The sequence below is a fragment of the Curtobacterium herbarum genome (assembly GCF_016907335.1).
GTDB classification, from domain to species: Bacteria; Actinomycetota; Actinomycetes; order Actinomycetales; family Microbacteriaceae; genus Curtobacterium; species Curtobacterium herbarum.
On the sequence record NZ_JAFBBT010000001.1, the window covers coordinates 1,340,112 to 1,366,017 of the forward strand.

The window sequence follows — 25,906 nt, forward strand, 5'->3', positions numbered from 1 at the left end:
TCGGTCGACCGTCGTGCCGGTCGTGCGCTTCCTGCTGTCGGTCGCGGTTCAGACGGTGCCGTCACCGCCGTCGCGGCGGCGGACCTGGGCGGCGGGGTCGCGACCGTTCACCGGGTACGGCCCGGTGATGCCCTGCCGCAGCGAGGCGATGCGCAGGATGCGGTCGCGCTGCAGGAACCAGCCGACGACGAGCAGCGGGATGACGACCACGAGGGACGCGATCGTGTAGGTGCCGATCGGGTAGTCGATCGCCATCAGCACGATCACCGCGGCGAGGAACGCCAGGGTCAGCCAGCTCGTCACCGGAGCGCCGGGCAGACGGAACGTCGGCTCCTTCGCGAGCCCCTGCTTGGCCCACTGCCGCAGCTTCATCTGGCAGAGGATGATCGTGCCCCACGCGGTGATGATGCCGAGGCTCGCGATGTTCAGGGCGATCTCGAACGCCTGCCCGGGGACGAAGTAGTTGAGCACGACGCCGGCGACGGTGAACGCGGCCGTCAGCAGGATGCCGGCGTACGGCACCCCGCCCTTCGACATCTTCGTGGTCCACTTCGGTGCGGAACCGTTCATGCCCATCGAGTGCAGCGCGCGACCGGTCGAGTACAGCCCGGCGTTCAGCGAGGACAGGGCGGCGGTGAGCACGACGAAGTTCATGATCGAGCCGACGATGACCCCGACGTGCGGATTGCCGAGCGACGAGAAGAACGTCACGAACGGGCTCTCGCCCTTCTTGTACGCCGTGTAGGGCAGCAGGATCGAGAGCAGCACGATCGAGCCGACGTAGAACACCGCGATGCGGAAGACGACGGAGTTGATGGCGCGGGGGATGACCTTCTCGGTGTCCTGGGTCTCGCCGGACGCGGTGCCGACGAGCTCGATCGCGGCGTAGGCGAACACGACGCCCTGGATGACCAGGACGGCCGGCAGCACACCGTTCGGCAGGATGCCGCCGTTGTCACCCCAGATCGAGAAGCCGGTGCGGACCGCCTCGCCGCCGGTCTCCACGGGGAACGCGAAGACGAGCCAGATGATCGCGACCACGAGGAACGCGACGAGCGCGGCGACCTTGATGAGGGCGAACCAGAACTCGAGCTCGCCGAACACCTTCACGGCGACCATGTTCGCCGCCAGGACGACGACCAGGGCGATGAGGGCGAGCAGCCACTGCGGTGCGGCCGTGAACGCCGACCAGTACTTCAGGTAGACCGCGACGGCCGTGGTGTCCACGATCGACGTCATCGCCCAGTTGAGGAAGTACATCCAGCCGGCGGCGTAGGCGAACTTCTCGCCGTAGAACTCCCGTGCGTACGAGATGAACGAGCCCGAGGACGGCCGGTGCAGCACGAGCTCGCCGAGGGCCCGCAGGATGAAGAAGGCGAAGACGCCCGCGATCAGGTACGTGATCGCCAGCGCCGGTCCGGCGTTGTGCAATCGCTCGCCAGCGCCGAGGAAGAGCCCCGTGCCGATCGCCCCACCGATCGCGATCATCTGCAGCTGGCGGGGCTTCAACCCGTGCTGGTAGCCCTCCTGCTCGTGCGAGAAGTCGTTCGCCGGGGCCGGCTTCGCACCCGTGTCGTTCTGCGCTGTCATGCGCGACAACCTACAGGCGCTCGCGACCGCGGCAACACGCAACCCCCCGTTCGGGCGATCCGCCGGGCTGAGCGTCCGCACAGGCGAGGGTGGCCCGTTCCTGAACGCGGACCTGGTTGCATGGGGGCATGGACATCCTCCTCCGACTGCTCGTCGCGATCGGGGTCGCCCTGCTCGTGACCGCCGTGGTCGCCCTCGTCCTGCACCTGGTCCTCCGGGCGATCGCGCGCCGGGAACGCTGGGCCGACGTCCTCTCGCGTCGGACGCGCCACCCCTTCCGCACCGTGCTGCTGGTCGCGATGCTCTGGGTCGCGTTCGCCTCGAGCATCCCGCGCAAGGCCGAGGCCTTCCCGTGGCGGGATGAGGTCGCACACGGCTTCCTCGTCGTCACGATCGCGACCGGCTGCTGGCTCGCGTGCCAGGTCGCGATCTTCCTGGAGGACCTCGGGCTGCACCGCTTCCGCATCGACGTGCCCGACAACCGGCAGGCCCGCCGCATCCGCACCCAGGTGCTCATCATCCGGCGGCTCACCGTCGCCCTGCTCGTCATCATCGCCGTCGGTGCGATCCTGCTGACCTTCGACGGGGTCGAGGCCGCCGGCGCGAGCGTCCTGGCCAGCGCCGGTCTCATCTCGGTCGTCGCCGGTCTCGCCGCCCAGTCGACGCTCGGCAACGTCTTCGCGGGCATGCAGCTCGCCTTCTCCGGCTCCATCCGCGTCGATGACGTGGTCGTGGTCGAGGGGCAGTGGGGCCGGATCGAGGAGATCACCCTCACCTACGTGGTCGTGCACCTCTGGGACGACCGCCGGTTCGTCCTGCCGTCGACCTACTTCACGAGCACCCCGTTCGAGAACTGGACGCGGACGAGCAGTGAGCTCCTCGGCGCCGTCGAGTTCGACCTGGACTGGCGGGTCAGCCCGTCCGACATGCGCGAGGAGCTCGACCGCATCCTCGCCACGAGCACGATCTGGGACGGACGCACGAAGGTGCTGCAGGTGACGGACGCGGTGGGCGGGTTCGTCCGGGTCCGCATCCTCGTCACGGCCCCGGACGCCGGCGGGCTCTTCGACCTGCGCTGCTACGTCCGCGAGGAGATGGTCGAGTGGGTGCAGCGGCACCACCCGGACGCGCTCCCGCTGCAGCGCGTGCAGCTCACCGAGCCGACCCGCACGCCGCCGACCCGACGCGGTCGTCGCAGCGAGACCGACTCGCAGCTGTTCGGCGAGGGCGACGAACGTTCCGCCCTCTTCACCGGGCCGATCCAGACCTCCGGCATCCACGCCGACGAGGTCCCGCCCGACCGGACCCGGTAGACGCGCCGGGCGCGCCAGGACGCAGACGGGAGGCCCGGTACCAGCTGGTACCGGGCCTCCCGTCTGCGTCGGTGGTCGCGTCGCGACCCAGCGCGACTAGCGCTGCTTCGACTTCACCGCACGGTCGTCCTCGACGACCGTCCCGACCGCCACGATCGTCGTCGCGAGCCACGCCACCCAGGTGAGGGCGAGTCGCCAGTCGCGCGGTCCGCGCCTGGACGTCTGCAGCACGCTGTAGCCGCTGATGAGCGAGCCCCACACCGCACCACTGAACATGAACTTCCGCACGGGTTCCTCCTGTCGTCGTCCTGGCCACGTTACCGGGCGCTACATTGGAGCGCCGCCGGGCGCACAAGGGTCCTCCGGTGCGAGAACTGAGGAGCCACATCGTGCGCCAAGCCGTCATCGGAGCCGTCCTGCTCGCCGTCGGGGCGGTGTGCGTCGCGTTCGGCCTGCTGCCGCTGCCGGAACTCGCCGCCCTCGCCGCCCGCGTGCTGCCGGTCCTGGGCTTCGTCCTCGGCCTGACGATCGTCTCCGAACTCGCCGCGGACGCCGGGGTCTTCGACCGCCTGGCCGACGTCGCCGCGCGGGTCGGCGGCGGACGGACCATCGGCCTGTGGGGCGCGGTCGTCGTCCTCGCCGTGCTCTGCACGGTCTTCCTGTCCATCGACACCACCGCGGTGCTGCTCACGCCGATCGTCATCACGCTGGCGCGTCGGGTCGGTCTGCCGCCGATGCCGTTCGCCCTGACCACGGTGTGGCTCGCGAACACCGCGTCCCTGCTGCTGCCGGTGTCGAACCTGACGAACCTGCTCGCCGTCGACAAGATCGGACTCGACGGGCCGCTGCCGTTCGCCGGCCTGATGGTCTGGGCCGCGCTCGCAGGGGTCGTCGTGCCGTGCGCGGTGCTGCTCGTCGTGTTCCGACGGTCGCTCTTCGGCCGGTACACGCCGGTGGGGCTGCGGAAGGCGTCCGACCCGGTGTTCTTCTGGGCGGCCTCCGCGGTGCTCGTCGCCCTCGTCGTCGCGCTCACCGCCGGCGTCGAGGTCTGGGTGGCCGCCGTCGCCGCCGCGGTCCTGCTCGTCGTCGTCGCCGCCTTCCGGGCGCCGTCGGAGCTCAGGCCGTCGCGGGTGCCGTGGTCGACGCTGGTCTTCGCGGCCGGGCTCTTCGTCGTCGTCGAGACCCTGCACGCGACCGGCGTCACCGACCCGATCGTGCACGCCCTCGGTGGCGGCACGGGCAGCGGCTCCCTGCTGCTCCTCGGCGGTGCGGGCGCGGTGGCGGCGAACGCGATCGACAACCTGCCCGCCTACCTGGTGCTCGAGCCCGCGGCGGGACACGAGGCCCTGCGCTACGCGGCGCTGCTCGTCGGTGTCAACGCGGGCTGCCTCATCACGCCGTGGGCCTCGCTCGCGACGCTGCTGTGGCACGCGCGGCTGACGGCCGAGGGCATCCACCTGTCCTGGGGGCGCTACATCGCGCTCGGCTGCATCGTGGCGCCGCTGACGGTCGTCGCCGGCGTGTTCGCACTCGCGATCTGATCCCGCTCGGGGCAGCGGCTCAGAGCCAGTCGCGGTGCTTGAACGACCGGTAGAGCACCAGTGACGAGGCCACGGTGAGCGCGATCGACGCCCAGAACCCGCTCCAGGCCCCCTCGCCGGGGAACGACACGTTCTGCCCGAAGAAGCTCGTGATGCCGGTCGGGATCGCGATGATCGCCGCCCAGCTCGTCACCTTCTTCATCACGGTGTTCTGCCGGTTCGACGCCAGGTTCAGGTTCGTGTCGAGGACGCTCGACACCGCGTCCCGCTGCTGGTCGACGGAGTCGGCGATGGACACTAGGTGGTCCTCGACGTCCCGGAAGTAGGGGCGGACGCCGTTGATGATCGTCTCGGCGTCGCCGTGCAGCAGCGAGCCGACGCTGTCCCGGGTCGGCACGACCAGTCGGCGGAGCACCCCGAGTGCCTTGCGCAGCCGGAACGAGCGGCGCTGGATCTGCTGCTCGCGGGGGTCGCCGGTCTCGAACAGGTCGTCCTCGAGCGCGTCGATGTCCCGCTCGATGGTCTCGAGGACGCTCGTGGCGTGGTCCACCACCGCGTCGAGCAGCCCCCAGAGCAGCCAGGGCACGCCGTGGTCCGCCAGGTCGCTGTTCGCGTCCCACCGGCGCTGGACGGCCGCGGTGTCGAAGTCTGCGCCGTGGATCGTGACGAGGGCGTGCTTCGTGACGAAGGCCTTCACCTCGTGGGTGACGATCGCGCCGTCCTTCCCCGGGCCGTGGGCGTCGTAGACCACGAGGAACAGGCTGTCCCGGTACCGGTCGAGCTTCGGCCGCTGTCCGCTCTCGACGGCGTCCTCCACCGCGAGGACGTGGATGCCCAGTTCCTCCTGCACCTGCTCGAGGTCCGCGGGCTGCGGGTCGGTGAAGTCGATCCACACGAAGGCGCCGTCGCGGGCGACCAGGTCCGAGACCTGCTCCACGGGGAAGTCCCGCTCCGCCGACGAACCGTCCTGCCAGCAGCGGGTCTCGACCATGGGCTGAGCCTAGTGACGGAGGACTGCGTGCCGGACCCGGCCCCGCGCCTCCCGGCCGGGCACGGGTGAGCGTCCCCTCAGCCCGGTCGCCCACGCGCTGGTAGTTTCGGTCCCGACGCCCCGGCAGGCCGCCGGGCAGGAACGGAGCACCCGCCACCCATGCCCGCAGACCGCACCGACAGCACGCGCTACGCCTTCGTCGTCGCCTCCAACCGCCTCCCCGTGGACCGCGTCGTCGAGGACGACGGCACCGAGGGCTGGCGGCACTCGCCGGGCGGCCTCGTCACCGCACTCGAGCCGGTGATGCGCGCGAACGACGGCGCCTGGGTCGGGTGGGTCGGGCAGCCGGACGTCACCGTCGAGCCGTTCGACAACGAGGGCATCCACATCGTCCCGGTGCCGCTCAGCGCCGACGACGTGCAGGAGTACTACGAGGGCTTCAGCAACGACACGCTCTGGCCGCTCTACCACGACGTCATCGAGCACCCGAGCTACCACCGCGACTGGTGGAACGCGTACAAGCGCGTGAACCAGCGCTTCGCCGAGCAGATCGCCGAGATCGTCGAGCAGGACGGCATCGTCTGGGTGCAGGACTACCAGCTGCAGCTCGTACCGGCACTGCTCCGGGCGCTCCGCCCCGACCTGACGATCGGCTTCTTCAACCACATCCCGTTCCCGCCGGTCGGCATCTACGCGCAGCTGCCGTGGCGCGCGCAGATCCTCGACGGTCTGCTCGGTGCCGACGTGATCGGGTTCCAGCGCCAGGACGACGCCAGCGACTTCCTCCGCGCGGTCCGGCACATCAAGGGCTACACGACGAAGGGCTCGACGGTGGACGTGCCCGTCGACGACCCGAAGGCGCCGCGCAGCCGCAAGGGCATCACGGTCCGGCACGTCGAGGCCCGGCACTTCCCGATCTCGATCGATGCCGAGAGCTTCGAGGAGATCGCCCGCCGGCCCGAGGTGCAGCAGCGCGCCAAGGAGATCCGCGACGGCCTCGGCAACCCGAAGACCGTCCTGCTCGGCGTCGACCGGCTCGACTACACCAAGGGCATCCGGCACCGCATCAAGGCGTTCGGCGAACTGGTGGAGGACGGCCGTCTGGCGGTCGAGGATGCCGCGCTCATCCAGGTCGCCAGCCCGAGCCGCGAACGGGTCGACACGTACCGGATGCTCCGCGACGAGATCGAGCTCAGCGTCGGTCGCATCAACGGCGACCTGGGCGTCATCGGCCACCAGCCGATCTCGTACCTGCACCACGGCTACCCGCGCGAGGAGATGGTCGCGCTGTACCTGGCCGCGGACATCATGCTCGTCACGGCCCTCCGTGACGGCATGAACCTGGTCGCGAAGGAGTACGTCGCGTCCCGCCACGACAACGACGGCGTCCTGATCCTGTCCGAGTTCGCCGGAGCAGCGGACGAGCTCAAGCAGGCCGTCATCGTCAACCCGCACGACATCGGGGCGCTCAAGGACTCGATCCAGCGCGCCATCGAGATGCCGCGCCGCGAGCGCTCGACCCGGATGCGTGCCCTCCGGAAGCGCGTCAAGGACAACGACGTGGCCCGGTGGTCGCGCTCGTTCCTCGAAGCCCTCGACCGGCACGCGCCGAAGGGCGCCCAGATCGACGCGGAGTCGGTCGAGCAGGGCGAGCCGCACCGCGAGGCACAGACCGACGGCACGTCGATCTTCGACCAGGACGCGCAGAAGGCGCGCGCCGCCGAGGACACCCGGGAGGACCGTGATGCCTGACCAGACGACGGACAGCGGTCTCGTGCCGGCCCTCGAGACGCTCGCGGCTGCGCCGCGACTGCTCGTGGCGCTCGACTTCGACGGCACGCTCGCACCCTTCGCCGACGACCCCTCCCAGGTCGGCGCCCTGCCCGGCAGCTGGGCGGCGGTCCTCACCCTGCAGCGTGCTCGGGACACCGAGGTCGTGCTGGTCTCCGGACGGCCGCTCGGCAGCCTGGCCGAGGTGTCGCACGCACCCGAGGGCATGGCGCTGATCGGCTCGCACGGCGTCGAGTGGCGGGTCGACGGCCACGACGCGGACGCCCTGACCCCGGACGAGACCGCCCGGGTGGCGCGCATCGGTGCGGCGCTCGACGAGGTCGGCGACCGGCACCCGGGCGTCGTCATCGAGCACAAGCCCGCCGGCCACGGTGTGCACACCCGACGGGTCGGCGCCGAGGAAGCCGCGGCCACGAACGCCGAGGCCAGCCGAGCGGCGCACGACGCGGACCCCGACGTGCTCGAGCGCGGGGGCAAGGACATCCTGGAGTTCGCGGTCCGGCACGTCACGAAGGGCGACGCGATCGAGCGCCTGCGTGCCCTCCGTGGTGCGGACGCCGTGTTCTTCGCGGGCGACGACGTCACGGACGAGGACGCCTTCCGGGTGCTCCACGACGGCGACGTCGGCGTGAAGGTGGGGGAGGGCGACACCCTGGCCACCCACCGGGTGGCCGACCCCGGGGCGCTGACCGACGTGCTGAAGCAGCTGGCGCGGGCGCGGGCGACCCGCTGACCCGGCCACGCGCCTCCCGTCACCGGTGTCTTGGAGGACCATCAGGCAGAACAGCATGCGGATGCATGGTGGTGCGCCATTGGTATCCCAAACGGTCCTAGACTCTGGACATGCCTGACATCGACGTGAAGCCGCGCAGCCGGGTCGTCACCGACGGGATCGAAGCAACCACTTCGCGTGGCATGCTGCGGGCCGTCGGGATGGGCGACGAGGACTGGGAGAAGCCGCAGATCGGCATCGCCTCGTCGTGGAACGAGATCACCCCCTGCAACCTGTCCCTCGACCGGCTCGCCCAGGGCGCCAAGGAAGGCGTCCACGGCGGCGGCGGCTACCCGCTGCAGTTCGGCACCATCTCCGTCTCCGACGGCATCTCGATGGGCCACGAGGGCATGCACTTCTCGCTCGTCTCGCGTGAGGTCATCGCCGACAGCGTCGAGACCGTCGTGAACGCCGAGCGGCTCGACGGCACCGTCCTGCTCGCCGGCTGCGACAAGTCCCTGCCCGGCATGCTGATGGCGGCCGCGCGTCTGGACCTGGCGAGTGTCTTCCTCTACGCGGGCTCGGTCATGCCGGGCTACGTCAAGCAGGACGACGGCACGATGAAGGAAGTCACGATCATCGACTCCTTCGAGGGCGTCGGCGCGTGCAAGGCCGGCACCATGAGCGAAGCAGAGCTCAAGAAGATCGAGTGTGCGATCGTCCCGGGTGAGGGCGCCTGCGGCGGCATGTACACGGCCAACACCATGGCGAGCCTGGCCGAGGCGCTGGGCATGTCGCTGCCGGGGTCCGCCGCGCCGCCGAGCGCCGACCGCCGCCGCGACTACTACGCGCACCGGTCCGGCGAAGCCGTCGTGAACATGCTCCGCCTGGGCCTGACCGCCCGTGACGTCCTGACGCGCGAGGCCTTCGAGAACGCCATCACGGTGCTCATGGCGCTCGGCGGTTCGACGAACGCCGTCCTGCACCTGCTGGCGATCGCGCACGAGGCCGAGGTCGAACTGACCCTCGACGACTTCAACCGCATCGGCTCGAAGGTCCCGCACCTGGCCGACATGAAGCCGTTCGGACGCTTCGTGATGAAGGACATCGACCAGCAGGGCGGTATCCCCGTGGTCATGAAGGCGCTGCTCGACGCCGGCCTGCTGCACGGTGAGTGCATGACCGTGACCGGCAAGACCGTCGCCGAGAACCTGGCCGAGATCGACCCGCCGCAGCTCGACGGCCAGGTGTTCCGCACGCTCGACAACCCGATCCACGCCACCGGTGGTCTGACGATCCTGCAGGGCTCGTTCGCCCCCGAGGGCGCCGTCGTGAAGACCGCCGGGTTCGACGCCGACGTGTTCGAGGGCCCGGCCCGGGTGTTCGACCGGGAGCGCGCCGCCATGGACGCCCTCACCGAGGGGCGCATCCAGAAGGGTGACGTCATCGTCATCCGCTACGAGGGTCCGAAGGGCGGCCCGGGCATGCGCGAGATGCTCGCCATCACGGCGGCCATCAAGGGCGCGGGCCTCGGCAAGGATGTACTACTCTTGACCGACGGTCGATTCTCAGGCGGCACAACCGGCCTCTGCATCGGCCACATCGCACCGGAAGCCGTGGACGCAGGTCCAGTGGCGTTCGTGCGCGATGGCGACCGCATCCGTGTCGACATCCCCGCTCGCTCGCTCGACCTACTGGTCGACCCCGCCGAGTTGGAAGCCCGCCGTGACGGCTGGGCCCCGTTGCCCCCGCGCTACACCCGCGGAGTCCTCGCGAAGTACGCCAAGCTCGTCCAGTCCGCCGCCCTCGGCGCGGTCACGGGCTGACGTCGACACCCGCACCATCGCCATCCCTCCAGGCAAGGAACCCTTCATGCCCACGGAAGCCACACCGCGCTCCGCTGCCGGAGCACGTCGATCGCCCGAGGTCCTGACCGGCTCGGGCGCCGTCCTCCGCACACTCGAGCACCTCGGGATCACCGACGTCTTCGGCCTGCCCGGCGGCGCGATCATCCCGTTCTACGACGAGCTCATGGCGTCGACGACGATCCGCCACATCCTGGTCCGGCACGAGCAGGGGGCCGGTCACGCCGCCGAGGGCTACGCGTCCTCGTCCGGCAAGGTCGGCGTCGCGATCGCCACGTCCGGCCCCGGGGCGACGAACCTCGTCACCGCGATCGCCGACGCCTACATGGACTCGGTGCCGTTCATCGCGATCACGGGCCAGGTGTTCTCGACGCTGATGGGCACCGACGCGTTCCAGGAGGCCGACATCGTCGGCATCACGATGCCGATCACGAAGCACTCCTTCCTGGTCACGAAGCCCGAGGACGTCCCGGCGACCCTGGCGGCCGCGCACCTCATCGCGACGACCGGTCGCCCCGGCCCGGTGCTGGTCGACATCACCAAGGACGCGCAGCAGAAGTCGGCGCCGTACATCTGGCCGCCGAAGCTCGACCTGCCCGGCTACCGCCCGGTCACGAAGGCGCACGGCAAGCAGATCACCGCCGCGGCACAGCTCCTCGCCGAGTCGTCGCGCCCGGTGCTCTACGTCGGCGGCGGTGTGATCCGCTCCGGTGCCTCCGCCGAGCTGCTGGCGTTCGCCGAGGCCACCGGCGCCCCGGTCGTCACGACCCTGATGGCCCGCGGTGCCTTCCCGGACTCGCACGCGCAGCACCTCGGCATGCCCGGCATGCACGGCACGGTGCCCGCGGTGCTCGGGCTGCAGGAGAGCGACCTCATCATCGCCCTCGGTGCCCGCTTCGACGACCGGGTCACCGGCAAGGTCGACGACTTCGCCCCGGACGCAAAGGTCGTGCACGTCGACATCGACCCGGCCGAGATCTCGAAGATCCGGTACGCCGACGTCCCGATCGTCGGCGACGCGAAGGAAGTGCTCGTCGACCTGGTGGCGGCGTGGGCCGACGTACCGGTCGACCAGCGGGCCTCCACGGCCGACTGGTGGGCACACCTCAACCAGCTGCTCGAGGACTTCCCGCTCGGCTACACCGAGCCGACCGACGGGCTCCTCGCACCGCAGGCGATCATCAAGCGCATCGGCGAGATGACCGGACCGGAGGGCGTCTTCGCCTCCGGCGTCGGACAGCACCAGATGTGGTCGGCGCAGTTCATCCAGTACGAGCGCCCGAACGCGTGGCTCAACTCCGGCGGCGCCGGCACGATGGGGTACTCGGTCCCGGCCGCGATGGGCGCCAAGGTGGCCCAGCCCGACCGCGTCGTGTGGGCCATCGACGGCGACGGCTGCTTCCAGATGACCAACCAGGAACTCGCGACCTGCGTCATCAACGACATCCCGATCAAGGTCGCGATCATCAACAACTCGTCGCTCGGCATGGTGCGGCAGTGGCAGACGCTGTTCTACGACGGCCGCCACTCGTTCACCGACCTGCAGACCGGCCACGGCACACGTCGGGTGCCGGACTTCGTGAAGCTCGCCGACGCGTACGGCGCACTCGGGATCCGGGTCGAGAAGCCGGAGGAGGTCGACGCGGCCATCCAGCTCGCGCTCGACACCAACGACCGCCCGGTGGTCATCGACTTCGTGGTCAGCCGCGACTCGATGGTCTGGCCGATGGTCCCGCAGGGGATCGGCAACTCGTCCATCCAGTACGCCCGCGACCTCGCCCCGACGTGGGACGACGAGGACGCCGACATGACGGGGGAGCCCGCATGAGCCACGTCCTGTCCCTCCTGGTCGAGGACAAGCCGGGTCTGCTGACCCGCGTCGCCGGGCTCTTCGCCCGACGCGGCTTCAACATCGAGTCCCTGGCCGTCGGCAACACCGAGGTGGACGGCCTGAGCCGCATCACCGTGGTCGTCGACGTCGAGGACCTTCCCCTCGAGCAGGTGACGAAGCAGCTCAACAAGCTCGTCAACGTCATCAAGATCGTGGAGCTCGACTTCCCCCAGTCGGTGCAGCGCGAACACATGCTCGTCAAGGTGCGGGTCGACAACCAGACCCGGTCCGCGGTGCTCGACGCCGTGACGCTCTTCCGGGCGCAGGTCGTCGACGTCGCCACCGACTCGCTCGTCGTCGAGGTGACCGGTGATCCCGGCAAGATCCAGGCGATCCTGCGCGTCCTCGAGCCCTACGGCATCAAGGAGCTGGCGCGCGCCGGGCTCCTGGGCATGGGCCGCGGACCGAAGAGCATCACCGACCGGGTGCGCTGAGCACCGGTCGCCCCAGACACCCCACAACGAAGGAGACCACGCACCGTGACTGACATCGTGTACGACGCCGACGCCGACCTGAGCCTCATCCAGGGCAAGAAGGTCGCCGTCATCGGCTACGGCTCGCAGGGCCACGCCCACGCCCTGAACCTCCGCGACTCCGGCGTCGAGGTCAAGATCGGCCTGAAGGAGGGCTCGAAGAGCCGCCAGAAGGCCGAGGAGGCCGGCTTCGAGGTCCACACGCCGGCCGACGCCACCAAGTGGGCGGACGTCGTCGTCATCCTCGCGCCGGACCAGGTCCAGCGCATCGTCTACAAGGACGACATCGCCCCGAACCTGCAGCCGGGCGCGACGCTCGTCTTCGGCCACGGCTTCAACATCCGCTTCGGCTACATCGAGGCTCCTGAGGGCGTCGACGTGTCGCTCGTCGCCCCGAAGGGCCCGGGCCACACGGTCCGCCGTGAGTACGAGGCTGGCCGTGGCGTCCCCGTCATCGTCGCGGTCGAGGTCGACGCCTCCGGCAGCGCGTGGGACCTCGCCTGGTCGTACTCCAAGGCGATCGGCGGCCTGCGCTCCGGCGGCATCAAGACGACCTTCACCGAGGAGACCGAGACCGACCTGTTCGGTGAGCAGGCCGTCCTCTGCGGTGGCACGTCGCAGCTGATCCAGTACGGCTTCGAGACCCTGGTCGAGGCCGGGTACCAGCCGCAGATCGCCTACTTCGAGGTCCTGCACGAGCTCAAGCTCATCGTCGACCTGATCTGGGAGGGCGGCCTCACCAAGCAGCGCTGGTCCATCTCCGACACGGCCGAGTTCGGTGACTACGTCTCCGGCCCGCGCGTGATCTCGCCCGACGTCAAGGAGAACATGAAGGCCGTCCTCGCGGACATCCAGAACGGTGCCTTCGCGAAGCGCTTCATCGAGGACCAGGACGCCGGCGCACCGGAGTTCACCGCCCTCCGCGAGAAGGGCGAGGGTCACCCGGTCGAGGCGACCGGCCGTGAGCTCCGCAAGCTCTTCGCCTGGAAGCAGGGTGACTCGGACTACGTCGACGGTTCGGCTGCGCGGTAGTCTGCCTGAGACAAGCTCGACCCGCGAGGCGGCGGTGCTCTGCACCGCCGCCTCTCGATGTGACCCGGACACGATGCAACAGCTCCTCCAGTACCCCGACGTCTCCCGAGGACGTCCGTGCAGCGCGGCGACGCGCTCCGTCGCCGACCCCGCCGGCTCGTCCGCAGGGTGGCTCGCGCGCACCGATCAGCATGGGATGATCGTCGGATGGCGGTGACGAGACGAGCGGTCCACATCGGCGCCGGCAAGATCGGGCGCGGGTTCGTGGGCCAGTTCCTCGTGGCGAGCGGCTACGACCTGACGTTCGTCGACGTGGACGAGCGCGTGGTGTCGGCCCTCAACGAAGCCGGGCGCTTCGTGGTGCACGAGGTCGGCGAGATGCCGGTCGAGCACGAGGTCCACGGGTTCCGGGCGCTGAACAGCAAGACCGACCGTGCGCGTGTCGTGCAGGCGATCGCCGACGCCGACGTCGTCACCACGGCCGTCGGCGCGCGGACGCTCCCGCTCGTGGCCCCGCTCATCGCCGAAGGGCTCGCGGCCCGCCCGCTCGACCGCGGGGACGTCACGATCGTGGCCTGCGAGAACGCGTTCAACGCCACCGACTCGCTGCACGCCAGCATCCGTCGCGCACCGATCCTCGAGGACCGCGACATCGCCGCCGTCTTCGCGAACTGCGCGATCGACCGGATCGTCCCGGACCAGTCCGGGGTGCTCGGGCAGTCCGGCGGCCTCGACGTCGTCCTCGAACCGTTCTACGAGTGGGTCATCGAACGCACGCCCTTCGCCGGGACCGGCTCCGAACACCCCGTCATCGACGGCGTGACGTGGGTCGACGACCTGCAGCCGTTCGTCGAGCGGAAGCTCTACACGGTCAACACGGCGCACGGCGCCGCGGCCTACCACGGCTGGGTCCGGGGGATCCGGCTGATCCGGGAGGCCCTCCAGGACCCCGACGTGCGGGCGGAGGTCGACGGGGTGCTCGCGGAGACGACCGCGCTGCTCGTCGCCAAGCACGGGTTCGACCCGGAGGACCACGCGCGCTACGTCGCGGCGAACCTCACCCGCATCGCCAACCCGCTGCTGCCCGACACGACCCGTCGCGTCGGCCGCAACCCGCTCCGGAAGCTCGGCCGTCGCGAACGATTCATCGGTCCGGCCGCGCAGCTCGCCGAACGCGGACTCCCCGTCGACCACCTCATCGGTGCCGTGCGGGTCGCACTCGAGTTCGACGACCAGGACGACCCGGAGTCGATCGAGCTGCACGCCCTGCTCCGGTCCGGTGCCACCGCGCACGCCCTCACCGAGATCCTCACGGGGCTCATGGAGGGCCACCCGCTGTTCCCGGCCGTCCGCGACGTCGTCGCCGGCGTCCTCGAGACCCAGCCCGCCCAGGCATGAGCGGCGACCCTCGTAGAATCGACGGCATGACCGAGGCCCGCGAACACGACGACGACGCAGCCCTGTCGTGGGGCGACGCGGACGACACCACGCACGTCGACGCCGCACACAACCCGATCGCCGTCAAGGAACGCGACACTCGCGACCCCGACGCGCCCGAGACGTCCGGTGCCCTGATCGGGTTCGGTGTGTTCGGCGGGCTGTACCTGCTCTACACGGTGGCCTGGTTGCTCACCGCCTCGACGACCTACCTGATGACGACCGACGCGGTGCTGTCCGGGTTCGTCACGCTGCTCCGCTTCCTGGCGATCGTCGCGCCGGCGCTCTGGTTCGCCGTCGTGATCTGGGTCGCCCGCACACGCAGCACCCGGACGCGGCTGCTCTGGATGCTGCTCGGCGCGGTGGCGCTCTTCCCGTGGCCGTTCCTCATGACGCGGAGCTTCGGGTGACCGCCGTCGGTGGTCCCACCGCCGGGTCCCGGTCCACGCAGACACTGGTCGCGCGCATCGTGGTCTGGGTGGTCTTCGCGGTGCTGTTCGCCTACATGACGGCGCAGAGCGTCGGCAACTTCGTGGTGGTCACGGACAAGCTGCAGAAGTTCAACGAGTTCGTCGGTTCCGCCGGTGGGGCGTCGCTGAAGCGCCCGGTGCCGTGGGTGTGGCTCGTGCTCGACGTCGTCGTCCCGCCGCTCGCGTACGCCGTCGGCGTGTGGGTGACCCGTCGGTCCACGGCGGTCGTGACCGCCGCGGTGCTCGTCGTGGCCTTCGCCGCCGCGGGGGCACTCTGGCTCACGCTGCAGCTCTACGTGCCGAGCCTCGTCGACCTCTGACCTGCCTCCCGTCGTCGTAACCGGGTCCGGCCGTCGATAGGGTGGTGGTACACCACCCGTCTCGTGTGAGGAACAGCAGTCGTGTCGAAGCCGGTCGTCTTGATCGCCGAAGAACTCTCGCCCGCCACCGTCGACGCCCTCGGGCCCGACTTCGAGATCAGGAACGTGGACGGCACCGACCGTCCAGCCCTGATCGCCGCGCTGTCGGACGCGCACGCGATCCTGGTGCGCTCCGCCACCAAGGTCGACGCCGAGGCGATCGCCGCGGCCCCCGAGCTCAAGGTCATCGCCCGTGCCGGCGTCGGCCTCGACAACGTCGACATCAAGGCGGCGACGACCGCCGGCGTGATGGTCGTCAACGCGCCGACGTCGAACATCATCTCCGCGGCCGAGCTGACGGTCGGGCACATCCTGTCGCTCGCGCGGCACATCCCGGCCGCGCACGCGTCGCTGGCGGCCGGCGCGTGGAAGCGCTCGTCGTACACCGGCGTCGAGCTCTACGAGAAGACTGTCGGCATCATCGGTCTCGGCCGCATCGGTGCCCTGATCACCCAGCGCCTGCAGGCGTTCGGCGTCTCGGTCATCGCGTACGACCCCTACGTCACCTCGGCCCGCGCCCAGCAGCTCGGGGTCGAGCTCGTCTCGCTCGAGGACCTGCTCCGCCGTGCGGACTTCACCACGATCCACATGCCGAAGACCCCCGAGACGGTCGGCATGATCTCCGACGAGCAGTTCGCGCTGATGAAGCCGACCGCCTTCGTCGTGAACGTCGCCCGCGGCGGTCTCATCGACGAGGACGCCCTGCACCGCGCGCTCACCGCGAACACCATCGCCGGCGCCGGCCTCGACGTCTTCGTGTCGGAGCCGCCGAAGGACTCGCCGCTCGTGTCGCTGCCGAACGTCGTCGTGACCCCGCACCTCGGGGCCTCGACCGACGAAGCGCAGGAGAAGGCCGGTGTCGCCGTCGCGAAGTCGGTCCGCCTGGCCCTCGGCGGTGAGCTCGTGCCGGACGCGGTCAACGTCGCCGGTGGCGTCATCGACCCCTACGTCCGCCCGGGCATCCCGCTCGTCGAGAAGCTCGGCCAGGTCTTCACGGCGATGGCCACCTCCCCGGTGACGAGCATCGACGTCGAGGTCCACGGTGAGCTCGCGGCGTACGACGTCAGTGTGCTGAAGCTCGCCGCGCTGAAGGGCGTCTTCACCGACGTCGTGAGCGACCAGGTCTCCTACGTCAACGCACCGCTCATCGCGGAGCAGCGCGGTGTCACGGTCCGGCTGATCACGGATGCCGACAGCCCCGAGTACCGCAACCTGCTCACCATCCGCGGTGCCCAGTCGGACGGGCCGGCGATCAGCGTCTCCGGCACGCTCACCGGCCCCAAGCAGGTCGAGAAGCTCGTCGAGATCAACGGCTACGACGTCGAGGTCGCCCTCGACAAGCACCACGTCGTGATGGCCTACACGGACCGTCCGGGCATCGTCGCGGTCTACGGCAAGGAGTTCGGCGAGGCGGGGATCAACATCGCCGCGATGCAGATCGCCCGCCAGTCGGCCGGCGGCGAAGCGCTCAGCGTGCTGACCGTCGACTCGCCGGTGCCGGACGACGTCCTCGAGCACGTCCGTTCCACGATCGACGCGGCCTCGCTGCGTGAGATCGACATCACGCTCTAGGAGACCCACATGTCGCAGACGCTCAAGTTGGCGGTCATCCGTGGCGACGGCATCGGCCCCGAGGTCGTCGACGAAGCGCTGAAGGTCCTGCACGCGGTGGCCGACGGCGAGCTCGACGTGCAGGAGACCCCGTTCTCGCTGGGAGCCGACCGCTTCCTGGCGACCGGGGACATCCTCACCGACGCCGACACGGCGGCTCTGGCCGAGCACGACGCGATCTTGCTCGGTGCCGTCGGCGGTGATCCCCGTGACCCGCGTCTGGCCGGCGGGATCATCGAGCGCGGCCTGCTGCTGAAGCTCCGGTTCGCGTTCGACCACTACGTCAACCTGCGGCCGACGAAGGTGCACGCCGCGGTCGGCTCGCCCCTGTCCGACCCGGGCGTGGTCGACTTCGTCGTCGTCCGCGAAGGCACCGAGGGCCCGTACGTCGGCAACGGCGGCGCGATCCGGGTCGACACCCCGCACGAGATCGCGACCGAGGTCTCGATCAACACCGCGCACGGCGTCGAGCGCGTCGTACGGTACGCGTTCGACCTGGCGATGCGGCGGCCGCGGCGGCACCTGACCCTCGTGCACAAGACCAACGTGCTGGTCCACGCCGGTTCCCTGTGGCAGCGCACCGTCGCCGCGGTCGCCGTCGAGTACCCGGACGTGACGGTCGACTACCAGCACGTCGACGCGGTCACGATACACATGGTGCGCGAGCCGTCCCGGTTCGACGTCATCGTCACCGACAACCTGTTCGGCGACATCATCACCGACCTGGCCGGCGCGATCAGCGGCGGCATCGGTCTCGCAGCCTCGGGCAACCTCAACCCGGACGCGACCTTCCCCAGCATGTTCGAGCCGGTCCACGGATCGGCCCCGGACATCGCCGGCCAGCAGCTGGCCGACCCGACCGCAGCGGTCCTCTCCGTCGCCCTGCTGCTCGACCACGTCGGTCGCGCGGACCTGGCGGCAGTGGTGACCCGCGCGGTCGAGAGCGACCTCGCCGACCGGGGGACCACCCGGCGGTCGACCGCCGAGATCGGCGACGCCATCGCCGGGGCCGCGGTCGCCGCACGCACCACCACGGCCTGACAGGAGTCACCCCCGCATGAGCGACAGCACCACCGAGACCACCGACCCCTTCGCCCTCGACTTCTCGACGACCCCCTCCCCGGAGCGCCGCGCCGCCGCCGAGCGTGAGGAGATCCTCGCCGACCCGGGCTTCGGCAAGCACTTCACCGACCACATGGCCACGGTCGAGTGGACGATCGACGACGGCTGGCACGATGCGTCGGTCCACCCGTACGGCCCGCTCTCCCTCGACCCGAGCGCCAGTGTCCTGCACTACGCGCAGGAGATCTTCGAGGGCATGAAGGCCTACCGGCACGCCGACGGGTCGATCTGGTCCTTCCGGCCGGACGCCAACGCCCGTCGGTTCGCTCGGTCGGCCCGTCGCCTGGCACTGCCCGAGCTGCCCGAGTCGGTGTTCGTCGAGTCGATCCGTCAGCTCGTCACCGCCGACCAGGACTGGGTGCCCTCCGCGCCGGAGACCAGCCTGTACCTCCGCCCCTTCATGATCGCGACCGAGGCCTTCCTCGGGGTCCGCGCCGCCCACGCCGTGCAGTACCACTGCATCGCGAGCCCGGCCGGGGCGTACTTCACCTCGGGTCCGGAGCCGGTGTCGATCTGGCTCTCGACGCAGTACGCCCGCGCCGCGCGCGGTGGGACCGGCGCGGCGAAGACCGGTGGCAACTACGCGGCGTCGCTGCTCCCGCAGCAGGAGGCGTACGAGCACGGCTGCCAGCAGGTGATGTTCCTGGACTCCGAGAAGGGCGAGTACCTCGAGGAGCTGGGCGGCATGAACGTCGTCCTGGTGCGCTCCGACGGCACGCTCGTGACGCCCGACTCGGACTCGATCCTCGAGGGCATCACCCGCGACTCGATCCTGCAGCTCGCACTCGACCGCGGCCTCCGGGTGGAGCGCCGCGCGGTGTCCCTCGCCGAGTGGCGGGACGGCGTCGCCGACGGAACGATCACCGAGGCCTTCGCGTGCGGGACCGCCGCGGTCGTGACGCCGATCGCCGAACTGCGTGGCGACGGGTTCACGATCGGCTCCCCGACGACCGGCGCCGGCGAACTGACGATGTCGCTGCGCGAGGAGCTCACCGACATCCAGTACGGCCGCCGTCCCGACCCGCACGGCTGGATGGTCCGACTCACCGACCCGACGCCGAACGCTGAGTAGGGTCGACCCGTGAAGATCGCACGGTTCAGCACCGAGGGGGAGGACCCCCGTTACGGCATCCTCGACGAGCGCGCACTGGTGGTGCTCGCCGGCGACCCGATGTACCAGGGCTTCGAGACGACGGGGGAGCGGGTGTCCCTCAAGGACGCGAAGCTGCTCGCCCCAGTCATCCCGCGCTCGAAGGTCATCGGGGTCGGCCTCAACTACGCCGAGCACGTCTCGGAGATGGAAGAGCACACCGCGGACGACCCGGTGGTGTTCCTCAAGCCGAACACCTCGGTCATCGGACCGGAGGACCCGATCCGTCTGCCCGCCGACATCGGGCGCGTCGACCACGAGGGTGAACTCGCCATCGTGATCGGCTCGCTCGCGAAGAACGTGGCGAAGGAGGACTTCGCCAGCGTGATCCTCGGGTACACGATCGCGAACGACGTGACCGCCCGTGACCTGCAGGCACGGGACGGCCAGTGGGCGCGCGCGAAGGGGTTCGACACCTTCTGCCCGCTCGGCCCGGTCATCGAGACCGAGATCGACCCGTCGGACATCCGGATCGAGACGCGTGTCGACGGCGACCTCCGTCAGGCGGCCTCGACGAACGAGATGGTGCACGACATCCCGACACTCATCGAGTTCATCTCGTCGATCTGGACGCTCCTGCCCGGTGACGTCATCCTCACCGGCACGCCCGCCGGTGTCGGCGCGATCCGCGACGGCGAGGTGGTGGAGGTCACGATCTCCGGCATCGGTTCGCTCCGCAACCCGGTGATCGCTCGCCACTGACCGGCATGCGTGCCGACCGTCGCGCGCCTGCCCGCGACTCCCGACCTGGAGGCCCGGCACCCCTCGGGTGTCGGGCCTTCCGTCCGTCCCGGGTCCGGTCCGGCGATCGGTCCACCCGGCGGAGTTCTCCCGCCTCGGCAGCCGACACGCCCGGGCGGGACACCCGGTTGGCAGGCCCTCGGACCGTGTGTAGAGTAATCACTCGTTGCCGCTGAGGCGGAACGGAACGGCCGAGACGGTCACCGGGTGCACAACCCGGAAGACGCAGTCCGGACGGGGTCCGCCTCCAGCAACCACCCCATCGATCAGATGTCGACCTCGTGTCGTTGATCCGGTGGGTTCGAGAACGACAGCCTCTCTGGCGGATCATCTTCGTGGTGTGATGTGGGGAGTGCGTCTGGTCCTTGAGAACTCAACAGCGTGCACATTGTCAATGCCAATTTTATTGACCTCGTGCCCGGTCGGCTTTGGTTGATTGGGTCATGAAGCAATTCCTTTTGGATTGAAGATTGTCAGTAGACAGTCAACAGTCAAGATCAACTCGCTGACACTTCGGTGTTGGTTGTAATTTTTTACGGAGAGTTTGATCCTGGCTCAGGACGAACGCTGGCGGCGTGCTTAACACATGCAAGTCGAACGATGATCAGGAGCTTGCTCCTGTGATTAGTGGCGAACGGGTGAGTAACACGTGAGTAACCTGCCCCTGACTCTGGGATAAGCGTTGGAAACGACGTCTAATACTGGATATGATCACTGGTCGCATGGCCTGGTGGTGGAAAGATTTTTTGGTTGGGGATGGACTCGCGGCCTATCAGCTTGTTGGTGAGGTAATGGCTCACCAAGGCGACGACGGGTAGCCGGCCTGAGAGGGTGACCGGCCACACTGGGACTGAGACACGGCCCAGACTCCTACGGGAGGCAGCAGTGGGGAATATTGCACAATGGGCGAAAGCCTGATGCAGCAACGCCGCGTGAGGGATGACGGCCTTCGGGTTGTAAACCTCTTTTAGTAGGGAAGAAGGGGGCTTCGGTTCTTGACGGTACCTGCAGAAAAAGCACCGGCTAACTACGTGCCAGCAGCCGCGGTAATACGTAGGGTGCAAGCGTTGTCCGGAATTATTGGGCGTAAAGAGCTCGTAGGCGGTTTGTCGCGTCTGCTGTGAAATCCCGAGGCTCAACCTCGGGCTTGCAGTGGGTACGGGCAGACTAGAGTGCGGTAGGGGAGATTGGAATTCCTGGTGTAGCGGTGGAATGCGCAGATATCAGGAGGAACACCGATGGCGAAGGCAGATCTCTGGGCCGTAACTGACGCTGAGGAGCGAAAGCATGGGGAGCGAACAGGATTAGATACCCTGGTAGTCCATGCCGTAAACGTTGGGCGCTAGATGTAGGGACCTTTCCACGGTTTCTGTGTCGTAGCTAACGCATTAAGCGCCCCGCCTGGGGAGTACGGCCGCAAGGCTAAAACTCAAAGGAATTGACGGGGGCCCGCACAAGCGGCGGAGCATGCGGATTAATTCGATGCAACGCGAAGAACCTTACCAAGGCTTGACATACACCGGAAACGGCCAGAGATGGTCGCCCCCTTGTGGTCGGTGTACAGGTGGTGCATGGTTGTCGTCAGCTCGTGTCGTGAGATGTTGGGTTAAGTCCCGCAACGAGCGCAACCCTCGTTCTATGTTGCCAGCGGGTTATGCCGGGGACTCATAGGAGACTGCCGGGGTCAACTCGGAGGAAGGTGGGGATGACGTCAAATCATCATGCCCCTTATGTCTTGGGCTTCACGCATGCTACAATGGCCGGTACAAAGGGCTGCGATACCGTAAGGTGGAGCGAATCCCAAAAAGCCGGTCTCAGTTCGGATTGAGGTCTGCAACTCGACCTCATGAAGTCGGAGTCGCTAGTAATCGCAGATCAGCAACGCTGCGGTGAATACGTTCCCGGGCCTTGTACACACCGCCCGTCAAGTCATGAAAGTCGGTAACACCCGAAGCCGGTGGCCTAACCCTTGTGGGAGGAGCCGTCGAAGGTGGGATCGGTGATTAGGACTAAGTCGTAACAAGGTAGCCGTACCGGAAGGTGCGGCTGGATCACCTCCTTTCTAAGGAGCATCTGGTCAGTGCTGTTCACCGTGATGGTGGGTCAGTGGCTGGTCCAGGCGCCCGATTCGGACCGAACGTGTCCGACGGGTAGCTCATGGGTGGAACATTGACAGTGCAGTCGGGAGCGCGTCTTCCGGTCTCAGTACGTTCCTCGTCGTCGGTCTTGTGCCGGTGTTGGGGGGTTGGAACGGGTCGGTGGGGAGCGGGTTGGCTGGTGCACGTTGTTGGGTCCTGAGGGACCAGGCTTCCTGCTGTGGGTGGTGTCCGTGTTGGATGCCCACCTGTGGTGGGGGTTGGGCCGTATGGGTCCTTCGTTGGGCCACATGAAGCCGCACCGTTGGGTGTGGGGGAGTGTGGTGCCGATCGTATGTTGAGAACTACACAGTGGACGCGAGCATCTTTAGATTCGCGTCATCGATGATCGTCAGCTTTCGGGTTGGCGTGGTTCGTGGCGTTGGATCGCAATTTTAATCTTTGTGGTCAAGTTTCTAAGAGCAAACGGTGGATGCCTTGGCATCTGGAGCCGAAGAAGGACGTAGAAATCTGCGATAAGCCTCGGGGAGCTGATAATCGAGCTGTGAGCCGAGGATTTCCGAATGGGGAAACCCCGCTAGGCGCTTTTGTGACCTGGTGACTCCCGCCTGAATATATAGGGCGGGTAGAGGGAACGTGGGGAAGTGAAACATCTCAGTACCCACAGGAAGAGAAAACAACATGTGATTCCGTGAGTAGTGGCGAGCGAAAACGGATGAGGCTAAACCGATCATGTGTGATAGCCGGCGGGCGTTGCATGGTCGGGGTTGTGGGACACGTCACTCAGTTCTGCCGGACTGGGGCGGTTACAGCGCATCATAGTCGAACCGGTTTGAAAGCCGGGCCGTAGTGGGTGCCAGCCCCGTAGACGAAATGGTGTTATGGCCGGATGTGTATCCCAAGTAGCACGGGGCCCGAGAAATCCCGTGTGAATCTGTCAGGACCACCTGATAAGCCTAAATACTCCCAGATGACCGATAGCGGACAAGTACCGTGAGGGAAAGGTGAAAAGTACCCCGGGAGGGGAGTGAAATAGTACCTGAAACCGTTTGCTTACAAACCGTCGGAGCCTCCTTTGTAGGGGTGACGGCGTGCCTTTTGAAGAATGAGCCTGCGAGTTAGCGATATGTGGCGAGGTTAACCCGTGTGGGGTAGCCGTAGCGAAAGCGAGTCTGAATAGGGCGATTCAGTCGCATGTCCTAGACCCGAAGCGAAGTGATCTATCCATGGCCAGGTTGAAGCGACGGTAAGACGTCGTGGAGGACCGAACCCACTTCAGTTGAAAATGGAGGGGATGAGCTGTGGATAGGGGTGAAAGGCCAATCAAACTTCGTGATAGCTGGTTCTCTCCGAAATGCATTTAGGTGCAGCGTTGCGTGTTTCTCGCCGGAGGTAGAGCTACTGGATGGCCGATGGGCCTCAACAGGTTACTGACGTCAGCCAAACTCCGAATGCCGGTGAGTGAGAGCGCAGCAGTGAGACGGTGGGGGATAAGCTTCATCGTCGAGAGGGAAACAACCCAGACTACCAACTAAGGTCCCTAAGCGTGTGCTAAGTGGGAAAGGATGTGGAGTTGCACAGACAACCAGGAGGTTGGCTTAGAAGCAGCCACCCTTGAAAGAGTGCGTAATAGCTCACTGGTCAAGTGATTCCGCGCCGACAATGTAACGGGGCTCAAGCACACCACCGAAGTTGTAGATTTCGCACACTAGACAAGCCTTCGTGGTTCAGTCGTGCGGAGTGGTAGGAGAGCGTCGTGTGGCGAGTGAAGCGGCGGAGTGATCCAGCCGTGGACGCCACACGAGTGAGAATGCAGGCATGAGTAGCGAAAGACGGGTGAGAAACCCGTCCTCCGAAAGACCAAGGGTTCCAGGGCCAGGTTAATCCGCCCTGGGTAAGTCGGGACCTAAGGCGAGGCCGACAGGCGTAGTCGATGGACAACGGGTTGATATTCCCGTACCGGCGAACAACCGCCCAAGCTAATCCAGTGGTGCTAAGAGTCCTAACCCGGCACTTGTTGATCCCTTCGGGGTGAGACGGGCCGGTCTAACGCTCGACCCCATGCTGGTGCGGTTAGCGTATGAACAGGTGTGACGCAGGAAGGTAGCTGAGCCAGGCGATGGTATCCGTAAGGTGAACCTGGTGTAAGGATGTAGGGCTGACGATAGGCAAATCCGTCGTCTGTATGCCTGAGACCCGACGCGTACCCGTAAGGGGAATTCAGTGATCCTATGCTGCCGAGAAAAGCATCGACGCGAGGTTGCAGCCGCCCGTACCCGAAACCGACTCAGGTGGTCAGGTAGAGAATACCAAGGAGATCGAGATAATCGTGGTTAAGGAACTCGGCAAAATGCCCCCGTAACTTCGGGAGAAGGGGGGCCGGATACGTGACCGGACTTTGCTCCGTGAGCGTTGAAGGCCGCAGAGACCAGTGGGAAGCGACTGTTTACTAAAAACACAGGTCCGTGCGAAGTCGCAAGACGATGTATACGGACTGACGCCTGCCCGGTGCTGGAAGGTTAAGAGGAAGGGTCAGCCTCACGGCGAAGCTCTGAATTTAAGCCCCAGTAAACGGCGGTGGTAACTATAACCATCCTAAGGTAGCGAAATTCCTTGTCGGGTAAGTTCCGACCTGCACGAATGGCGTAACGACTTCCCAGCTGTCTCAACCGCGAACTCGGCGAAATTGCACTACGAGTAAAGATGCTCGTTACGCGCAGCAGGACGGAAAGACCCCGTGACCTTTACTACAGTTTGGTATTGGTGTTCGGAGTGGCTTGTGTAGGATAGGTGGGAGACTGTGAAGCGGGCACGCTAGTGTTCGTGGAGTCATTGTTGAAATACCACTCTGGTCACTTTGGATGTCTAACGTAGGACCCTGATCGGGTTCATGGACAGTGCCTGATGGGTAGTTTAACTGGGGCGGTTGCCTCCCAAAGAGTAACGGAGGCGCCCAAAGGTTCCCTCAACCTGGTTGGCAATCAGGTGGCGAGTGTAAGTGCACAAGGGAGCTTGACTGTGAGACTGACAGGTCGAGCAGGGACGAAAGTCGGGACTAGTGATCCGGCAGTGGCTTGTGGAAGCGCTGTCGCTCAACGGATAAAAGGTACCTCGGGGATAACAGGCTGATCTTGCCCAAGAGTCCATATCGACGGCATGGTTTGGCACCTCGATGTCGGCTCGTCGCATCCTGGGGCTGGAGTAGGTCCCAAGGGTTGGGCTGTTCGCCCATTAAAGCGGTACGCGAGCTGGGTTTAGAACGTCGTGAGACAGTTCGGTCCCTATCCGCTGCGCGCGTTGGAAATTTGAGAAGATCTATCCCTAGTACGAGAGGACCGGGATGGACGAACCTCTGGTGTGTCAGTTGTTCTGCCAAGGGCACCGCTGATTAGCTACGTTCGGACCGGATAACCGCTGAAAGCATCTAAGCGGGAAGCCGTCTTCGAGATGAGATTTCCATGCACCTTGAGTGTGAGAGGCTCCCAGCAGACTACTGGGTTGATAGGCCGGATGTGGAAGCGGGGACTAACGACCCGTGGAGCTGACCGGTACTAATAAGCCGAAGACTTGACACACACTTTTTTCCTGGCCCCTTGTGGTCAGGGCTCGCGTCCACTTTGTGGTTCCCGACAGACGATCGGGAATCAAACTGAATATTCGC

At 67.1% G+C, this 25,906-nt stretch carries 18 protein-coding genes and 2 rRNA genes; 17 read left to right on the forward strand and 3 right to left on the reverse strand.

Features of this window, described 5'->3' with window-relative positions; all coding sequences use genetic code 11:
• Positions 1–48: 48 nt before the first annotated feature.
• The gene (locus JOD51_RS06495) at positions 49–1,590 is read right to left on the reverse strand and encodes an amino acid permease (protein WP_204607540.1); all 1,542 of its coding nucleotides are present in this window, start codon (positions 1,588–1,590) and stop codon (positions 49–51) included.
• Positions 1,591–1,718: 128 nt separating this feature from the next.
• Here JOD51_RS06495 and JOD51_RS06500 point away from each other — a divergent pair, with 128 nt between their 5' ends.
• Complete coding sequence (locus tag JOD51_RS06500) at positions 1,719–2,903, forward strand: mechanosensitive ion channel family protein (protein ID WP_204607541.1); 1,185 nt, start codon at positions 1,719–1,721, stop codon at positions 2,901–2,903.
• Positions 2,904–2,999: 96 nt separating this feature from the next.
• Here the strand turns inward: JOD51_RS06500 and JOD51_RS06505 are convergent, their stop codons facing one another.
• Positions 3,000–3,191: a hypothetical protein gene (locus JOD51_RS06505; protein ID WP_110904698.1), complete on the reverse strand. Its 192-nt coding sequence runs from the start codon at positions 3,189–3,191 to the stop codon at positions 3,000–3,002.
• A gap of 101 nt (positions 3,192–3,292) precedes the next feature.
• Here JOD51_RS06505 and JOD51_RS06510 point away from each other — a divergent pair, with 101 nt between their 5' ends.
• Positions 3,293–4,444 (forward strand): SLC13 family permease, encoded by a 1,152-nt coding sequence (locus JOD51_RS06510; protein WP_204607542.1) that lies wholly within the window; start codon positions 3,293–3,295, stop codon positions 4,442–4,444.
• 19 nt (positions 4,445–4,463) lie between these two features.
• Here JOD51_RS06510 and JOD51_RS06515 read toward each other — a convergent pair whose 3' ends face one another.
• Positions 4,464–5,435, reverse strand: coding sequence for a magnesium transporter CorA family protein (locus JOD51_RS06515; RefSeq protein WP_204607543.1), 972 nt, complete (start codon positions 5,433–5,435; stop codon positions 4,464–4,466).
• Positions 5,436–5,594: 159 nt separating this feature from the next.
• Between JOD51_RS06515 and otsA the strand changes: the two genes are divergently transcribed.
• The 15 genes from otsA (at position 5,595) to JOD51_RS06590 (ending at position 25,820) form a co-directional block, all read left to right on the forward strand.
• The gene (otsA, locus tag JOD51_RS06520) at positions 5,595–7,187 is read left to right on the forward strand and encodes an alpha,alpha-trehalose-phosphate synthase (UDP-forming) (protein WP_204607544.1); all 1,593 of its coding nucleotides are present in this window, start codon (positions 5,595–5,597) and stop codon (positions 7,185–7,187) included.
• Positions 7,180–7,959 (forward strand): trehalose-phosphatase, encoded by a 780-nt coding sequence (gene otsB / locus JOD51_RS06525; protein ID WP_204607545.1) that lies wholly within the window; start codon positions 7,180–7,182, stop codon positions 7,957–7,959. The genes otsA and otsB overlap by 8 nt, the downstream gene beginning before the upstream one ends.
• 110 nt (positions 7,960–8,069) lie before the next feature.
• The gene (ilvD, locus tag JOD51_RS06530) at positions 8,070–9,764 is read left to right on the forward strand and encodes a dihydroxy-acid dehydratase (RefSeq protein ID WP_204607546.1); all 1,695 of its coding nucleotides are present in this window, start codon (positions 8,070–8,072) and stop codon (positions 9,762–9,764) included.
• A 46-nt stretch (positions 9,765–9,810) separates the two neighbouring features.
• Entirely contained in the window at positions 9,811–11,631 is a 1,821-nt protein-coding gene (locus JOD51_RS06535) for an acetolactate synthase large subunit (RefSeq protein ID WP_111076319.1), read from the forward strand.
• A complete protein-coding gene (gene ilvN, locus JOD51_RS06540) occupies positions 11,628–12,128 on the forward strand; it encodes an acetolactate synthase small subunit (protein WP_110904691.1) in 501 nt (166 codons plus the stop codon). The genes JOD51_RS06535 and ilvN overlap by 4 nt, the downstream gene beginning before the upstream one ends.
• Before the next feature lie 45 nt (positions 12,129–12,173).
• Complete coding sequence (gene ilvC, locus JOD51_RS06545; protein ID WP_204607547.1) at positions 12,174–13,199, forward strand: ketol-acid reductoisomerase; 1,026 nt, start codon at positions 12,174–12,176, stop codon at positions 13,197–13,199.
• Between the two features lie 207 nt (positions 13,200–13,406).
• Positions 13,407–14,597 (forward strand): mannitol-1-phosphate 5-dehydrogenase, encoded by a 1,191-nt coding sequence (locus JOD51_RS06550; RefSeq protein ID WP_204607548.1) that lies wholly within the window; start codon positions 13,407–13,409, stop codon positions 14,595–14,597.
• A 26-nt stretch (positions 14,598–14,623) separates the two neighbouring features.
• The gene (locus JOD51_RS06555; protein ID WP_204607549.1) at positions 14,624–15,046 is read left to right on the forward strand and encodes a hypothetical protein; all 423 of its coding nucleotides are present in this window, start codon (positions 14,624–14,626) and stop codon (positions 15,044–15,046) included.
• The gene (locus JOD51_RS06560) at positions 15,043–15,426 is read left to right on the forward strand and encodes a hypothetical protein (protein WP_204607550.1); all 384 of its coding nucleotides are present in this window, start codon (positions 15,043–15,045) and stop codon (positions 15,424–15,426) included. Before JOD51_RS06555 ends, JOD51_RS06560 begins: the two co-directional genes overlap by 4 nt.
• A gap of 81 nt (positions 15,427–15,507) precedes the next feature.
• Positions 15,508–17,097, forward strand: a complete 1,590-nt coding sequence (gene serA / locus JOD51_RS06565; protein WP_204607551.1) for a phosphoglycerate dehydrogenase — start codon at positions 15,508–15,510, stop codon at positions 17,095–17,097.
• A gap of 9 nt (positions 17,098–17,106) precedes the next feature.
• Positions 17,107–18,177 carry a 3-isopropylmalate dehydrogenase gene (locus JOD51_RS06570; protein ID WP_204607552.1) on the forward strand — a complete coding sequence of 357 codons (1,071 nt, stop codon included), beginning with the start codon at positions 17,107–17,109 and terminating at the stop codon, positions 18,175–18,177.
• A 16-nt stretch (positions 18,178–18,193) separates the two neighbouring features.
• Positions 18,194–19,330: a branched-chain amino acid aminotransferase gene (locus JOD51_RS06575; protein ID WP_204607553.1), complete on the forward strand. Its 1,137-nt coding sequence runs from the start codon at positions 18,194–18,196 to the stop codon at positions 19,328–19,330.
• A gap of 9 nt (positions 19,331–19,339) precedes the next feature.
• The gene (locus tag JOD51_RS06580) at positions 19,340–20,110 is read left to right on the forward strand and encodes a fumarylacetoacetate hydrolase family protein (RefSeq protein WP_111076311.1); all 771 of its coding nucleotides are present in this window, start codon (positions 19,340–19,342) and stop codon (positions 20,108–20,110) included.
• 571 nt (positions 20,111–20,681) lie between these two features.
• A 16S ribosomal RNA gene (locus JOD51_RS06585) occupies positions 20,682–22,211 on the forward strand.
• A gap of 479 nt (positions 22,212–22,690) precedes the next feature.
• Positions 22,691–25,820, forward strand: a 23S ribosomal RNA gene (locus tag JOD51_RS06590).
• The 16S and 23S rRNA genes sit together here, the layout of an rRNA operon.
• The last annotated feature ends 86 nt before the right edge of the window (positions 25,821–25,906 follow it).